Origin of the sequence: Carboxylicivirga marina (assembly GCF_016612505.1) — a bacterium.
Taxonomy (GTDB): Bacteria; Bacteroidota; Bacteroidia; order Bacteroidales; family Marinilabiliaceae; genus Carboxylicivirga; species Carboxylicivirga marina.
The window spans coordinates 12,465-28,063 of the sequence record NZ_JAENRR010000014.1 but is presented as its reverse complement, the minus strand read 5'-3'; the positions used below and the strand labels follow the sequence as shown (position 1 = coordinate 28,063).

Here is a 15,599-nt window from a genome sequence, read left to right as displayed (position 1 = left end):
CAGCTGACAGCTTTCTGTTTGTAATTTAATACTTGTGATTAGCAATTGCATCACTCAATACTTCCAAAAACTTTTTTATTGGCTTGCTGGCCATCATTTTAATCATTGGATTCATATCAGCTTTAATGGTCAGCTTCACACGTGTATCGTCTTCGGCCTTTTGAACCAATTGAATCCATAAAAAAAAGTTGAACGGCGTTTTACCTTCGGCCGTGTACTTAATAACTTTAGGCGATTCTTTTTCAACGATTCGTAAGCCAACTTCGCCAACCGGATCGATTGTAAACCGACAACTATCGCCAAATGATTGCCAGTTACTAATTTTATCCTTAGGAATGACTTCTCCAAAATGATTGAAATCAGCTAAGAAATTAAACATTATTTCAGCCGGGTAATTGGCTTTTTTTATATCGCTTTCAAAGGTGGTCATAATGATAGATTATTAGACGATTAGAAACTAGAGACAAGTTTACTCTAACATAATAAGGGCTCGCACCTTTAGTTTACAGCCTCTAAGATTAACCGGAATCCTTATTCGAAAAAAAGAGCAAGCCTAACACAGACTTGCTCATTCATATTATTAGTTAAAAACTTATTTTTTCCAATTAGCCGGGTCTTTTCTCCACTCTTGAAGAGTAGCAACATCTTCAGCTGACACATAACCTGATGCACTTGCAAAAGGAATCATCTCTTCGTAAGAGCTTAATGTAGTTAACTCAACACCCGCATTTTCAAAAGCTTCAGAGGCGACAGGAAATCCATAAGTGAAGATGGCTAACATTCCCAATACTTCAGCTCCTGATTCACGAATAGCTTCTACCGCTTTTAAGCTACTTCCTCCGGTTGAAATCAAATCTTCAATCACAACTACTTTTTGTCCAGGTTTTAAATCTCCTTCAATCAAATTTGTTAAACCATGACCTTTAGCTGCCGAACGCACATAGATAAATGGTTTATTGATTGAATCTGCTACCAAAGCACCTTGAGCAATGGCTCCTGTTGCTACACCGGCAACCACATCTACATCTGGATATTTCTCCAATACTAAACGCGCAAATTCCAACTTAATAAAGTCGCGTACTTCAGGGTACGAAAGCGTTTTACGATTATCGCAATAGATAGGTGAGTTCCACCCTGATGCCCATGTAAAAGGGTTTGCAGGTTGCAATTTTATTGCCTTAATTTGCAACAACTGTTTGGCTACAATTTCCGCTAATTTTTCCATACCGCAAATGTATAAAGTTTTTTTCAAGGATAGAACTCTTTTTTTGACTGATACACTGGAGCAGGATCTGACACAAAACTTTGATGCAATGCACAAGTACACTTCGCATCATGAATTAAAGCAGTTTATTGAGACTTTTGAAGACAATACACAATTAAAACAGGGCTTTGTTTATGGCCGTAAAGAAGAATTTCTGTTAGATGCGTTTAAAAAATGTTTCAGATTTATAACGGCTGCAGGCGGGCTGGTCATTAATCCAAACAACGAATACCTTATCATTCATCGCCTGGGAGTTTTTGACTTACCCAAAGGTAAAACTGAAGATGGTGAAACATTCAGAAGAACAGCTTTGCGTGAAGTGGAGGAAGAATGTGGGCTTGATAATTTAGTTATCCGCCACCCTTTACTGTCAACCTATCATACTTACGAACAAAACGGCATCCATTATCTAAAAGAAACAGCTTGGTTTTTTATGGATTATTTTGGTTTTGAAAAGCCATCTCCTCAAACAGAAGAAAACATAACTTCGGCTCAATGGGTTAAAAAAGCTGACTTGCCGAATGTCGTTCAAAACACCTACCCATCCATTATTGAAGTATTAAAAAAAGCCAGCTTATTATTCCAATAGACCCAAGCTGTTAATATCTTGTTAGTTAATATCGCCTATTCTTTATTTACAAGCTAGTTGCAATAACTTAATTTAGTAACAACATTAAACACCCAAATAATGTCGTTACCGGAAAATACAATGCCTGAGCACAAGCTGCAGCTTCGTGTGGAGGCGCTAAACAATGAATTAACCCGACTGCGGAAGAGTTCAAAAAAGCAAACTGTCAAAATCAGTAATCTACGATTGTGGTTCTATTTTACACTTGTTTTCTCAGTCACTCTATTCTCATTTTTGATTATTCAGGGATTTATTAGTTTACCTAACAATCAACCTACAGCCCAATTTACCCCATTAATTGATACTGTTTATATCGAAAAAGCAATCGATATTGATTCGTTAGAAAAGATCACCTACAATACTCATAAATCGGCGCTTCCTAAAGAAGATTACGATGGTGTTTTATTTGCCATACAAATAGGTGCCTACAAAGATCTGGATTTGAGCGATTATAAGAACAATATGCTGGGTTTAAAGCAAGATACCTACGACAGCATTAATCAGTTCACATTGGGTGAATTTATTCAATACGAGGAGGCAACCAAATTTTTATCAATAGTGCAACACATGGGATTTGAGCAAGCACATATTATGTCATTTAGAAATGGCTATCGTATTCGTTTAGAGAATGCTTTAGCGCTGCGCCAAAAAATAAAAAGCACAAATAAAGTAGCTGACAAGGGCTTTCTTGAAGCCAATGATGAGCGATTTGACTTATTAGCCCAATAAATAATAATGGGGAGACAAATAATAGATCAGTAGAACAGAAAAAGCCCAATTGAAATGAATCCAATTGGGCTTTCTTTATTTTATCAGTCTAATTATGACTTCTCTTCAGCTTTTTCTTCTTCTGTCTCACCCGTTTCTTTTGCGTTCTCAGCTTCAGCTTTGGCATTAGTCGCTGCTTCTTCAGCCATTGGGTGTAGTTCCTGACGTATGTAAGACACTATTTTCCAGCGCTCTTCGGGTAATACTTGGGCACCATGTGCACCCATAACACCATAACCAACTGTGATTACCTGGAATATTTCACCATCGGGATGTGTTCTTATCTTTTCAGAATTTAAATCGGCAGGTAGATACAAATACTTTTGGGAGTTATACAAGTGACCTTTTCCATCACCCATGTCGCCGTGGCAATGCCAACAGTAAATATCATATAAGCGTTTTCCTTCAGGCAAAACAGAAGCATCACCAGCAAAAGGATTCTCCAATTCCTGACCAGCCCATGTTCGGTTCACATCCGTCTTCTCAAAATCGAATGGAATCATTTCACGTGGAACGGTACCTTCAACAGGCAATTGGTTCGTTCTACCATTCTCCCAATTAGGATTTGATGTATACGTTTCATAAGCCTGTGACTGCTCCATATCAGGAAAATAGCTATAACCGGGTTTATTCCGATCTTTATCACAGCTTGACACAGCAATAACAGTTAGCAAAGCAATGCCAATTATTTTCACGTTTCGTAAGTAGTTCATCTCTCTATCGAATATTGTCATAATCAAAACTCTCTTTAAAGTATGGATGATTCTCAGGTACAACAGGTGCTTTGGCAAAGTTTCTGAAAAACATAAATAGGAATATTCCCAGAACAAACACTGTCATGCCAATTTCTAAGATGCCAAATTCAGGATGTCCAATAGCGCCAGGCATAATCGCTAAATACATATCTACCCAGTGCCCAAGCAATACTATAATTGAAGCGGCTATCAACCAATTTAATTTACGTTTGGTACCTCGTGCCATCAAAATTAAAAATGGTGCCAAAAAGTTGATAATCACATTGGCATAGAATAGGCCTTCAAAATCCTGAATTCGTTTTACATAGTAGATTGTCTCTTCTGGAATGTTACTGTACCATATTAATAAGTACTGCGATACCCACAAGTATGCCCAAAAGATGCTGAATCCAAATAGATACTTACCCAAATCGTGCAAATGTTCATCATTAATGTGCTCCATATAACCCATCCGTCTTAAAACAAACAGAAGAAGGATAACAACAGCTACGGCTGAAACAAATGTGCTTACGAAAATATACCATCCAAATAAGGTACTGAACCAATGTGCATCAATAGACATTATCCAATCCCAGGCTGATGTAGAACTCGTTACTGCGAATATGACGATGAATATACCTGCTATACCTCTTTGCCTATTAAACAGCTTAATGTTAGCATCGGTATCAGTTTTCAAAGAGGTTTTTCGAAACCAAATAACCAGCAAACTCCATATGATGATGTAAGCCACTGTGCGAATACTGAAAAACATCGGATTAAGGTATGCGCTCTTGCCTAGAAGTATTTCATCTAAATGTTCGGTATGACTCCAATGGTAGATATCGTGCATCCCTACTAAAACGAGTAGCATAAATACACCACCGATTGGCACATACATGGCCATTGCTTCCGGTATTCTTTGAACAGAGGTATGCCAACCAGATTCTCCAAGTACGTGAACAATCACAAAGAAAGCAGCACTCATTGCAATAGCCGTAAAGAAAAAGCCGTTGAGCAAAACATTAGCCCATATACGGTGCGTGTGGTCCAAATTCATCGCAATTCCGGCCACTGCCAATACAGCACCAATAACAATCGTAGCGATTAAGAAGGACTTTATCTTTTTTGTAAATTCAAATGACTTATACATAGTTCAATAATTAGTATAAAGATTTAAGTATCAAGTATCAAGATTTTATGCAATAGTCTTTGGTCTTGACACTTATGTCTTATTTAAACATCGTGGTGCTTTACACCTTCAGCTCCGGCCGATTGTAATTCTGATTGCAACTGTTCGCTATTTCCATTGCTTACTTCAAGCAAAATTTGAAATCTATCGTTGGTTACTTCCTCATCAAAAATGACATTATCGGCACCAGGCCCAAGTTTACTACTGATTAGAAATCCAAAAACCAAAGCAAAAGCAGCCATTAATACGGTTAACTCAAATGTAACCGGAATAAACGATGGTACAGACAAAAATGGCTTACCACCAAAATTCAATGGCCAGGCCTCAGTAAATACCCATGCCTGAAAACCAAAACCAATTGCTGCACCAAAAGCACCGGCAACAAATCCTGCACGAGGCAAACGTGAACGACGATACTTTAGCACTTTATCCAAGCCATGAACCGGGAAAGGCGTGCGTACGTCAGCTATCTCTATATCTTTTTCCTGTAAGGCTCTGATTCCTTCAACCAAATCCTTATCATCGAGGTAATATCCTGAAACAAAAGCTTTTTCTTGCATAATTACTTTCCTTTCTTAATAAATTTTTCGCTTGATGTCTTCAATACACTCTTCACTTCGGCAATGGCAATTACCGGGAAGAATCGAATAAATAAGAAGAACAGTGTGAAGAACAAGCCAAATGTTCCAATATAAATACCAACCTCAACCCAGGTAGGCGAATACATGCTCCAACTAGATGGCAGGAAGTCGCGGTGAAGCGAAGTAACAATAATTACAAATCGCTCGAACCACATACCAATATTCACAAAAATGGAAATAACGAATGTGGCTGCAAAGCTACGACGTATCTTCTTAATCCAGAATAGCTGTGGCGTTATTACGTTACAAGTCATCATAATCCAGTAGGCCCACCAATATGGTCCAAAAGCCCGGTTAACAAAGGCATATTGCTCATAAACAACACCTGAATACCAGGCGATAAAAAGCTCTGTGATATAGGCTATACCAACAATTGACCCCGTTGCTATTATAATTTTATTCATCGACTCCAGATGAGCCTTGGTAATATAATCTTCAAGGTTAATGGCCTTACGTGTGATAATCATGAGCGTTAGTACCATAGCAAAACCCGAGAACACCGCACCCGACACAAAATATGGCGGGAAGATGGTGGTATGCCATCCGGGAATCACTGAAGTTGCAAAGTCAAAACTAACAATGGTATGCACCGACAATACAAGAGGCGCAGCCAAACCAGCTAATATTAAACTCATGGATTCATGACGTGCCCAATGACGTGCTGAACCTGTCCAGCCGAAACTTAAGAAGGCATAAATCTTCTTTTGGATACCGTTTTTCAATCGGTCACGAATGGTTCCTATATCCGGAATCAGTCCCATATACCAGAACAGCAATGAAACCGTCAGGTAGGTTGATATCGCAAAAACATCCCATAATAATGGCGAGTTAAAGTTCACCCACACATCACGTGTGTTTGGATATGGAAATATGAAGAATCCTAATGGCAAACGCCCCATGTGAATCAGTGGAAATAATCCGGCACACATAACGGCGAAGATGGTCATTGCCTCAGCGCTTCGATTAATGGAGGTACGCCACTTCTGACGAAACAATAACAGGATGGCCGAGATAAACGTACCGGCATGACCGATACCTACCCACCACACAAAATTAGTGATACCCCAGCCCCATCCAATGGTTCTGTCCAATCCCCAAGTTCCGATTCCATCCCATACAGTAATGAAGATGGAGAACAAGCCGAATCCCAGTGCAATTAATGCTAATGTCAAACCTCCAAACCATAGTTTGCCAGGCTTACCGGTCATCGGGGCATAAATATCCTCGGTAACTTTACTGTAGCTTTTTTCTCCGCTAATGAGCGGCTCTCTTACTGGTGATACGTACATTAGCTTAGCGTTTTATTTTTGTCTTTATTTCTTACTTTCGATAGATATACAACCGATGGCAAAGTGTGTAACTCTTCTAACAATCCATATTGGCGGGCATCTTTTAAAAGTTTTGACACTTTGCTGTTAGGATCATTCATATCACCAAAGGTAATGGCATCGGCCGGACAAGTTTGCTGACAAGCTGTTTTGATCTCTCCGTCAGATAACTGGCGGCCATCTTTTTTGGCAGTTAATTTCTTATCCTGGATGCGCTGAATACACATCGAACATTTTTCAATAACACCCTTAGCACGAACGGTGACATCAGGATTTAATACCATTCGTTTTAAATCAAGCGTCATTCCAGCCGGATCTACACGGTTATTAGGAATGGTATCTGCTCCTGTATAATCATACCAGTTGAATCGACGCACTTTGTAAGGACAGTTGTTATTGCAATACCTCGTTCCGATACAGCGGTTGTAGGCCATCTGATTAATACCCTCTGAACTATGGTTAGTTGCCGCTACCGGACAAACATTTTCACAAGGTGCATTATCGCAATGCTGACACATAACAGGCTGACGAACAACCTCCGGGTTATCAGTATCTCCTGCATAATAGCGGTCTAAACGTAACCAGTGCATTTCGTGCGAACGACGTACTTCGTTACGTCCAACAACCGGCACATTATTTTCAGCCGAACAAGCAACCACACAAGCATTACAGCCAATACATGAGTTCAGGTCAATGACCATTCCCCAATGATGACCTTTGTATTCATGCTCGTGATATAAAGTTGTATGTAGTTTTTCAACCTTCTCATGCATCTCATTTCCGGCAGCCGGATTCTCCAGGTATTCGGCAATCGTTGTTTCACGCACCAATGCACGGCCTTCCATCGAATGGTGAGACTGTGTGGCAGCCAATTCGTAGGTTCCACCTGTTGCTACTGCTTCAACTTTAGGTATTGTATATAAACGATGTCCATTTTTTAAAGTCACAAAAGGATAAACATTCTTACCTAAGTCGCTGGCCACACGGCCGGCATTTGAGCGACCATAACCAACGGCAACGGCCAATGTATTTCGTGCCTGACCTGGTTGAACTAATACCGGTAGCTCAAGACCATTAACATCAACCACATCACCTTGCGACCAACCTCGAAGAGCTGCAAACGCTGGTGAAACTGATACATAATTATCCCAACACACCCTTGAAACAGGCTCAGGTAATTCTTGTAACCATGGATTATTAGCCAATGTACCATCACCGATCGGCACACTTTGATATAATACCAGTTCCAGATCGTTAGATGATTTTGCAGAGCTATTATTCTTCATAACAGATGCAATATTAGCACTTGAATAAGTTAAGGTTTCACCAGACTTCTTCGTATCTACAACGATTCCGTCCCGTAAACTAACTTTCCAAAAATTTTCAAATTGCTTGCCTTTCGAAAGATTTGAGTTATAAACATTCTCTTTCCAAGAGAGTTTAATAAAATCGTAATAAGTTCCTTCGAAACCAGCCCATGCCATCAAGTTCTCCTGAGGTGTTCTGGTTTTGAACAGTGGACGAATAGCAGGCTGAGTTAAGGTGTATACACCATCTACCAATTCAGTATCATCCCATCTTTCGAGAAAATGTGGCGCTGGTAACTGATAATTACATAACAAAGCAGTTTCGGTTTGTTGCGATTGCACAGCAAGACGAACAGGTACTTTTTTTATGGCTTCTTCAGTACGGCTACTTAGTGGCGCGTGATATACAGGATTCGTTTCCCAAAACATGACTGCGCCAACTTTATTGGCTTCCATACGAGCTAATAGAGCGTCGTATGCCGTGTCATCACCCTGATAAAGATTCACTGGAGAGTTAACCATTATGGTTTGTCCCACATTCTGAAGCAGGTGATTGATTTCAACAACCAAAGTTTGAATCCCAATATCATTAGTTCCTGAAACAACAAGCGATTTGCCTCTGCAAGCCAGTAGCTCATCAGCTATCTTATCAATTACATCGGGCCCTTTAACAGCTGCAACCATTAAACCGGATTGCTTCGCAATTGCTAGATACAGACTATTAAGGCAGTAGCCTTCATCACTGGCTGCCATAGGAATACGCTCATCAGCATTAGAACCGGTTAAGGTCATAATTGGCTCAAACTGCACGTGACGCATCATTTCGCGCTGCCCTTCGGTTAACTTTCGAGCAGAAGCATACTGACGTCCAAAAACGGTAGGTTGCAACCAGGTTCCAAGAAAGTCGGCATTAAAGCCTACAACTAATTTTGCCTGATCAAAACGGAATGAAGGAATAATAGCTTTACCAAAGCTTTGCTTATAAGCTTGACGAAGTGCTGAATATGAGAAAGCATCAAACGTTTCGTGAATAACAAATGGAAACTTTGCTTTAAAATCAGCCAGTAGTTTTTTAGTTGACGGGCTGATAATACTTGGTGTCAGAATGACAAACTCTTTAGTATCATCCCAGGAAGCAAGTGTTTCAGTTAATTTATCATCTACATCCTCCCAACGAATTGGATTACCATCTAAAGTAGGTTGAGTCGGCCTCGACTCATCATATAAATTTAACAAGGAAGCCTGTACACGAGCAGATGCAGAACCTCCGGTCATCTGACATAAATCGTTACCTTCTATTTTAATGGGACGGCCATCGCGCACTTTAACAAGGATTGGCACCATTTCGGCCCCATCATAAAAAGTAGATGCATAATAATTAGCTGTTCCAGGCTTGACCTCTTCAGGTTGTATCAAATATGGTATGGCTTTCTTTACAGGTCTCTCACATCCGGCCAATACGGCAGCCGATGCAATACTAAAACCGAAATACTTTAAAAAATCACGGCGAGTATTTTTAGAGGAGTCTGCTGAGTCAGAAAGTACCACAGAAGATTTCTTCTCTTGCGTCGCTTCTTCGGCCGGCAATAAATCTTCAAGGCTTCTCCAGTATTCTTTCATATTATTTAAATTTAGTATCAAGGTTCAAGACATCGGTTTCAAGATTACTCTCTTCCTGTGTCTTTTATCTTGTATCTTAAATCTCTTTATTAATTAATGGTGACACTTCATACAATCGTTAGCGCCAATATCAGCTGCTTTTATTGAGTCACGTACACCTTCGGCTAAATCTTTATGTAAAGCCTCAAAGGTTTTATAATAGTCGTTTCCTTTGAAATTGACATTGGTTTCTTTATGACAGTCAAGGCACCAACTCATTGAGAGGTCATTTTCCTGCTTCAGAATATGCATATTTTCAACATCACCGTGACATTCCTGGCAATCGCGCTGGCCAACGTTTACATGCTGTGCGTGACTAAAGAACACATGATCAGGTAAATTATGAATTCGCACCCACTCAATGTCTTTATTATTTTCGTAAGCATCTACTACTTTACCAATTTCAAACTGACCAGAATGTGACCCATTTCGCACTACCTGGTGACAATTCATACATAAGCCTGCACTTGGCAATCCAGCTGATTTACCTTCATCGGCATTGGAGTGACAATACAAACAATCTATTTTATTATCTCCGGCATGTACTTTATGCGAAAACTTAATAGGTTGATCAGGCATATAACCTTCACTACGGCCAAGATCTATCATTTCGTGAGCTACTATTTTCAACTGAAAACTCACACCGAAAATGATAATTAAGACATGTATAGCTTTATAAGGTATCTTTTTTGTGAAGATTAAGTCAACCAAGGCAATCGTCATTAGGCCTCCTAACAGAAGAAAGATTAAGAGTTGATTAATGGACATTGGTTTATCCTTAGCTCCTGTTTCCGATAGTTCTTTTAAGTACCCTTGCAGATGAAACAACTGCTCATCATCCAATTGGTATTTGACATGAACTTTCTCGCGCATTGCACCAGATGGCGTTAACAAGTGTTCTTTAAAAGTTGCTAAGTCCATTTCGGCTGCAACTTTTGCCATTTCAACGGCCGAGGGATTCCAGTTCATGGTATCGGCTGTGTGCATAGTGTGACACGATACACATGAATTTGATCCTTCACCGGTAGATATTAAGCCATAAAAAAGTCGCTCTCCAACTTTCACATCAGGTTCGGGCCCATTGCTCTTTGCATACATTGTTGTGTTGCCTGCAAATTGATGCAGAACAAAAAACAGTATGAAAAACTTTAAGATTTTTCTCCCATGACAAAGGGACCTTGATAAAGTCTTTACCATAATTAGTCGCTATTTGTTTCTGAGCATAACACCAAGCCCTCTGAAAGCCTTGTTATTACACAGATTCTTTTTATATTTTGTTGTTATTTTTTAACACTTCAACTTTCAACAATTGTTAACGAATCAATGCTTAAATTGTTTTAAGCGACAAATATAATATTTCAGACCTTTTATTCTTTTATTTTCTCGGTTAGTTTTTGAACTAATTTGTAGTTGAAGAAGAACTCTTTGGCTATCACCCTGATAATCGTATATACAGGAATTGCCAGAAACATACCTATGATTCCTGACATGTAACCAGCCATCAGAATTAGTATAAAAATCTCAAGTGGATGTGCTCGTACACTGGCAGAAAATATAAAGGGCTGAAATACAATGTTATCTAACAATTGTACGATTACAAACACCAGAAACACACCAAACATATAATTTATAAAATCAGGAGGCACGGGCATCTGAACATAAACAACCAAGGCAACTAAAAAACCAAAGAATGCTCCAATTAATGGCCCCATATAGGGAATCACATTTATAAATCCTGAGAAAAGACCAATAATGACAGCATGCTGCAATTCCATTCCTACCAAAAATAATCCAAAAGTAACAACAGTACTTATAAGCGTAATTTGGATAATAATGCCAATAAAATAACGTCGCAACAATGTTTTTATTGATGACAAAGCATGTTTAATACCTTCTTCGTAGTGACTTGGCACAAACAAAAGTAAGCCTTGCACAATCAGCCACTCTTCTTTCAAAAAGAAAAAGGTAATGAACGAAACACTAAAGGCAAAAATGAAAACACCTCCTAAAAATCCAGCCAGGGAAGCAAAAATATCGCGCAGGCGAGAAAAATCAAAAAACGTAATAGCCGTTTCTTTTATTTGTCCTTCAATGACATCTAATCCGGCTTTCCCAAATTCAGTTTGTTTAAGCGGATCGACAATCGAACTCAGAAGTCGCTCAGCGGTATCAAATACTGCATCTAAGTCAACATTGGATAAAAAATGGATTTCTTTAACGATAAAAGGTATACTCACTCTAAAGAAAGTCAGGATAAATACCCATAAAGTAAGCACCGTCAATATGGCTCCTAATGCATTAGACGGACGCCAACTTTTGATTTTTATTCTTTTAATCAAATCAAATATAGGCCTGGCAACCAATGATAAAACTGCCGAGACAATCAGAAATGACACAACCGCCCGAAAGTACCAAATCAAAAGGATTGATAAACTGGCAATTATAAACCAAATGATGTATTTAATTCTTTCGCCCATTCAATAATTTCCGAAATTAATGATATAAGCACGGAAAATAATCAACTAAAAGCAAGCATTGCCAATGAAATAATTAATCTATTGGTCAAATAAATACAGCTGTTAATCCTATAATATCGTCAGTTAATCACAAGGCTTGCCAGCTAAAGTTTTGCGGCTCATTGTAAACACTATTTTTACAGCTCCAACACCTAACAATTAAATTATATGAGAGGAGCTATTATTGGCGACATTATAGGTTCGGCGTTTATTGATTCGCCTCAACCATCGTTAAAATTTCAATTGTTAAAACCATTTTCGGCCTATACCGATGACACCGTTTTAACGATTTCAACTGCAGATGCCATCTTATCTGGCAAACCGTATTGCAATAAACTCAGGCAGTGGACACAACATTATCCTAAAGCCGGTTATCAACCTGCATTTTTAGAGTGGGCACTCTCAAATAACCCTAATGAAATATACAAAAGTAAAGGTGACGGCGCTGCCCGTAGAATTAGTCCTATTGGTTTTGCTGCCACTACGCTTGACGAAGCAATGGAAGAAGCCCGTAAAGCCACCATTGTAACACACCCCGATGAAGCCAAAATAACTGCATCACAAGCTTTATGCGGTTCAATATTTCTCGCCAAGTCCGGCAAAAAGAAAAGTGAAATACGTGATTTCCTTTGCAATCAATTAGGTTATGAATTGCCAGAAACTTTAACGAAAGAATGCGCTACTATACTGAATGAGAGATACCAATCGCCAGTACCTTGCGCGATTATGGCCGTATTAGTATCAGATAATTTTGAAAATGCCATACGCCATGCTATATGGATTGATGGACCAAGTAATACTTTAGGTAGTATAACCGGGGCGGTTGCGCAAGCCTATTACAAGCATATTCCGAAGTCAATTATAAGAAAATCACTGGCCCGCCTTTCGCCAGAGCTAGAAGATATCTTAAGCCAGTTTGAAAATAAATATTGTCAACCCTTTTTAATTGATAAAAAAGAGATACAATTTAACTTTCACTAAAATAAAAGAGGCCGGTTAACCCGGCCTCTCATTTCATATTATATTGCTAATGGTTTCTTTACCTTCTCATCGAGCAAGGCCAGTTTCAGCACTTCTTCCACTTCTTTCACAAAATGAAACTCTAAGCCTTCCAGGTAAATATCATTTATTTCTTCGATATCCTTTTGATTCTCATGCGATAGGATAATATCAGTAATACCAGCACGCTTAGCCGCCAATATCTTCTCTTTGATGCCTCCCACCGGCAATACTTTACCACGAAGAGTAATTTCACCTGTCATGGCTAATCGAGCTCTTACTTTTCGCTGTGTAAAAGCCGATGCCAATGACGTAACCATGGTTACACCAGCCGAAGGGCCGTCTTTTGGAATTGCTCCTTCCGGCACATGAACGTGCACATTCCACTCATCAAAGCTCTCCGTTTTAAGACCTAACTTATCGGTGTTGGCTCGCAAATACTCCAGGGCTAATAAAGCAGATTCCTTCATTACATCACCTAGATTACCGGTTAGGGTCAACTTTCCCTTTCCTTTACTTAGGCTGGTTTCTACAAATAGTATTTCACCACCAACAGCGGTCCAGGCTAAACCTGTAACAACACCGGCTGTTGAGTTATCTTGCCACTTATCTTTTGAGAAACGAGCAACTCCCAAATAGGTAGCCACATCTTTAATGGCCAGAGTCTTTTTCATCTCTTCATCTTTGGCAATTTTAAGCGCAACTTTACGGCATAGCTTTGCCAAAACTTTATCTAACTCACGTACTCCTGACTCACGGGTATACGACTCAACAATATAAGACAGTACTTTCTTACTAACCGAGATGGTTCCTTTTGGAATGCCATGATTCTCCATTTGCTTTGGCATCAGGTGACGCTTGGCAATTTCCGTTTTTTCCTCAATGATGTAACCACTCACATTGATTAATTCCATACGATCTAACAATGGTTGAGAAATACCACCTAAGGTATTAGCCGTAGCCACAAACATTGTTTTCGATAGATCGAAATCCACCTCAAGGAAATTATCATGAAAATGCTCATTTTGCTCAGGATCCAGTACTTCTAATAAAGCCGCAGACGGATCGCCATGAGCACTGGCATTTACCTTGTCAATTTCATCAAGTATAAATACTGGATTGGCAGCCCCTGCTTTTTTAATGCTCTGAATAATTCGACCCGGCATGGCTCCAATATACGTTTTTCGATGACCTCTGATTTCGGCTTCATCGTGCACACCACCTAAGGACATACGCACATATTTACGCCCTAAAGATTCGGCGATTGATTTACCCAAAGAAGTTTTACCAACTCCCGGAGGGCCATACAAACATATGATTGGCGATTTTAACTCACCCCTTAATTTTAACACAGCCAAGTGCTCCAAAATGCGCTCTTTCACCTTATCCAGCCCATAATGATCGCGATCCAAAATGCGCTCTGCACGATTCAAGTCATAAATATCTTTCGTATACTCGTTCCAGGGTATATCAATCAGCGTTTGCAGGTAATTATGCTGAACCGAGTATTCGCCTGCTGCAGGGTTTAATCGCTGAAGTTTATCCAGTTCTTTTTTGAAAAGATCCTTAACCTCTTTTCCCCACTTTTTCTTCTTCGCTTTTTCTTTAAGATCTCTAATTTCCTGCTCGATAGGGCTAGAACCCAATTCATCCTGAATGGTTTTGATCTGTTGCTGCAACATGTATTCACGTTGCTGCTGATCAATATCGAGCTTTACCTTACTCTGGATATCGCTTTTTAACTCCTGCATTTGCACTTCGCGAGCCAAATGTTCGAGTAGTAGCATACCACGATCAAGAAGACTGTCTTTACCAAGTAAGTCTTGCTTTTCGTCAACGCTAATTTCAGAATTGGAACAAACAAAGTTGATTAGGAAACCATCATTTTCAATATTTTTTACAGCAAAAGATGCCTCAGGTGGCACATTAGAGTTCGCCTTAATCACACGTAGTGACAAATCTTTAATGGAACTAACGACCGCCTCAAACTCATCGCGCTGCTTCTCATCCTTTTCATCTTCAAGGCCTTTAACTTTAGCCATATGATAAGGTTCATCGGTAATCATCTCCTCCAGCTGAAAACGTTTTTTACCCTGAATAATAACAGATGTAGAGTTATCGGGCATTTCAAGTACCTTAATGACTTTAGCAACCGTTCCAACTTCAAACAAATCCTCTTTTTGCGGATTATCTTCCTTAATATCTTTTTGTGCAATAGCTCCGAATACGCCCTTAGACTTCTGAATCTCACGTATTAATTTCAAAGACTTATCGCGTCCTATTGAAATTGGAATAATTACACCTGGGAATAATACCGTATTTCGCAACGGCAATATTGGCAAGATGTCAGGTACCTCGAAAGCACTGACATTTTGTTCATCCTCATCTGTTACGATCGGAATAAACTCTGCATCAGATTCAAATACATCAGACATAAGCACCTTATCTAAACCAAATTTATCATTATCCATATCTTAATTCTCTAAATCACTGTCAATAAATGACAAAATGTCGGAGACTCCTTTTAAAATTCTCCGCTGCCTTATTGTCAATTGGCGTGCCAAAA

At 39.4% G+C, this 15,599-nt stretch carries 13 protein-coding genes; 3 read left to right on the top strand and 10 right to left on the bottom strand.

Annotation, left to right across the window (positions count from 1 at the left end):
• Positions 1-25 precede the first annotated feature (25 nt).
• Both JIV24_RS07875 and pyrE read right to left on the bottom strand, forming a co-directional pair.
• The gene (locus JIV24_RS07875; RefSeq protein ID WP_200464482.1) at positions 26-430 is read right to left on the bottom strand and encodes an SRPBCC family protein; all 405 of its coding nucleotides are present in this window, start codon (positions 428-430) and stop codon (positions 26-28) included.
• A 162-nt stretch (positions 431-592) separates the two neighbouring features.
• Positions 593-1,225, bottom strand: a complete 633-nt coding sequence (pyrE, locus tag JIV24_RS07870; RefSeq protein ID WP_200464481.1) for an orotate phosphoribosyltransferase — start codon at positions 1,223-1,225, stop codon at positions 593-595.
• Positions 1,226-1,313: 88 nt separating this feature from the next.
• Between pyrE and JIV24_RS07865 the strand changes: the two genes are divergently transcribed.
• Both JIV24_RS07865 and JIV24_RS07860 read left to right on the top strand, forming a co-directional pair.
• Entirely contained in the window at positions 1,314-1,853 is a 540-nt protein-coding gene (locus JIV24_RS07865) for an NUDIX hydrolase (protein ID WP_200464480.1), read from the top strand.
• Positions 1,854-1,952: 99 nt separating this feature from the next.
• Entirely contained in the window at positions 1,953-2,621 is a 669-nt protein-coding gene (locus tag JIV24_RS07860; protein WP_200464479.1) for a hypothetical protein, read from the top strand.
• 92 nt (positions 2,622-2,713) lie between these two features.
• On the opposite strand, the gene JIV24_RS07855 is transcribed toward JIV24_RS07860, so the two are convergent.
• From JIV24_RS07855 to JIV24_RS07825, 7 genes are all read right to left on the bottom strand, one after another.
• The gene (locus tag JIV24_RS07855) at positions 2,714-3,394 is read right to left on the bottom strand and encodes a c-type cytochrome (protein WP_200464478.1); all 681 of its coding nucleotides are present in this window, start codon (positions 3,392-3,394) and stop codon (positions 2,714-2,716) included.
• A complete protein-coding gene (locus JIV24_RS07850) occupies positions 3,378-4,544 on the bottom strand; it encodes a hypothetical protein (RefSeq protein WP_200464477.1) in 1,167 nt (388 codons plus the stop codon). The genes JIV24_RS07855 and JIV24_RS07850 overlap by 17 nt, the downstream gene beginning before the upstream one ends.
• 83 nt (positions 4,545-4,627) lie before the next feature.
• A complete protein-coding gene (locus JIV24_RS07845; protein ID WP_200464476.1) occupies positions 4,628-5,143 on the bottom strand; it encodes a DUF3341 domain-containing protein in 516 nt (171 codons plus the stop codon).
• Between the two features lie 2 nt (positions 5,144-5,145).
• Positions 5,146-6,513 carry an NrfD/PsrC family molybdoenzyme membrane anchor subunit gene (gene nrfD, locus JIV24_RS07840; protein WP_200464475.1) on the bottom strand — a complete coding sequence of 456 codons (1,368 nt, stop codon included), beginning with the start codon at positions 6,511-6,513 and terminating at the stop codon, positions 5,146-5,148.
• On the bottom strand, positions 6,513-9,479 hold the full coding sequence (locus JIV24_RS07835; RefSeq protein WP_200464474.1) for a Fe-S-cluster-containing hydrogenase: 2,967 nt from the start codon (positions 9,477-9,479) through the stop codon (positions 6,513-6,515). The genes nrfD and JIV24_RS07835 overlap by 1 nt, the downstream gene beginning before the upstream one ends.
• A gap of 93 nt (positions 9,480-9,572) precedes the next feature.
• Positions 9,573-10,616: a cytochrome c3 family protein gene (locus tag JIV24_RS07830; RefSeq protein WP_200464473.1), complete on the bottom strand. Its 1,044-nt coding sequence runs from the start codon at positions 10,614-10,616 to the stop codon at positions 9,573-9,575.
• A 269-nt stretch (positions 10,617-10,885) separates the two neighbouring features.
• On the bottom strand, positions 10,886-11,995 hold the full coding sequence (locus tag JIV24_RS07825) for an AI-2E family transporter (protein ID WP_200464472.1): 1,110 nt from the start codon (positions 11,993-11,995) through the stop codon (positions 10,886-10,888).
• 207 nt (positions 11,996-12,202) lie between these two features.
• Here JIV24_RS07825 and JIV24_RS07820 point away from each other — a divergent pair, with 207 nt between their 5' ends.
• Entirely contained in the window at positions 12,203-13,015 is an 813-nt protein-coding gene (locus JIV24_RS07820) for an ADP-ribosylglycohydrolase family protein (RefSeq protein WP_200464471.1), read from the top strand.
• A gap of 38 nt (positions 13,016-13,053) precedes the next feature.
• On the opposite strand, the gene lon is transcribed toward JIV24_RS07820, so the two are convergent.
• A complete protein-coding gene (gene lon, locus JIV24_RS07815) occupies positions 13,054-15,504 on the bottom strand; it encodes an endopeptidase La (RefSeq protein WP_200464470.1) in 2,451 nt (816 codons plus the stop codon).
• Between the last annotated feature and the right edge of the window lie 95 nt (positions 15,505-15,599).

Bases quoted from the DNA above. Each gene is read 5' to 3' on its own strand.
- JIV24_RS07875 (WP_200464482.1), bottom strand. From the start codon at position 430: ATGACCACCTTTGAAAGCGATATAAAAAAAGCCAATTACCCGGCTGAA.
- pyrE (WP_200464481.1), bottom strand. From the start codon at position 1,225: ATGGAAAAATTAGCGGAAATTGTAGCCAAACAGTTGTTGCAAATTAAG.
- JIV24_RS07865 (WP_200464480.1), top strand. From the start codon at position 1,314: ATGCACAAGTACACTTCGCATCATGAATTAAAGCAGTTTATTGAGACT.
- JIV24_RS07860 (WP_200464479.1), top strand. From the start codon at position 1,953: ATGTCGTTACCGGAAAATACAATGCCTGAGCACAAGCTGCAGCTTCGT.
- JIV24_RS07855 (WP_200464478.1), bottom strand. From the start codon at position 3,394: ATGACAATATTCGATAGAGAGATGAACTACTTACGAAACGTGAAAATA.
- JIV24_RS07850 (WP_200464477.1), bottom strand. From the start codon at position 4,544: ATGTATAAGTCATTTGAATTTACAAAAAAGATAAAGTCCTTCTTAATC.
- JIV24_RS07845 (WP_200464476.1), bottom strand. From the start codon at position 5,143: ATGCAAGAAAAAGCTTTTGTTTCAGGATATTACCTCGATGATAAGGAT.
- nrfD (WP_200464475.1), bottom strand. From the start codon at position 6,513: ATGTACGTATCACCAGTAAGAGAGCCGCTCATTAGCGGAGAAAAAAGC.
- JIV24_RS07835 (WP_200464474.1), bottom strand. From the start codon at position 9,479: ATGAAAGAATACTGGAGAAGCCTTGAAGATTTATTGCCGGCCGAAGAA.
- JIV24_RS07830 (WP_200464473.1), bottom strand. From the start codon at position 10,616: ATGTATGCAAAGAGCAATGGGCCCGAACCTGATGTGAAAGTTGGAGAG.
- JIV24_RS07825 (WP_200464472.1), bottom strand. From the start codon at position 11,995: ATGGGCGAAAGAATTAAATACATCATTTGGTTTATAATTGCCAGTTTA.
- JIV24_RS07820 (WP_200464471.1), top strand. From the start codon at position 12,203: ATGAGAGGAGCTATTATTGGCGACATTATAGGTTCGGCGTTTATTGAT.
- lon (WP_200464470.1), bottom strand. From the start codon at position 15,504: ATGGATAATGATAAATTTGGTTTAGATAAGGTGCTTATGTCTGATGTA.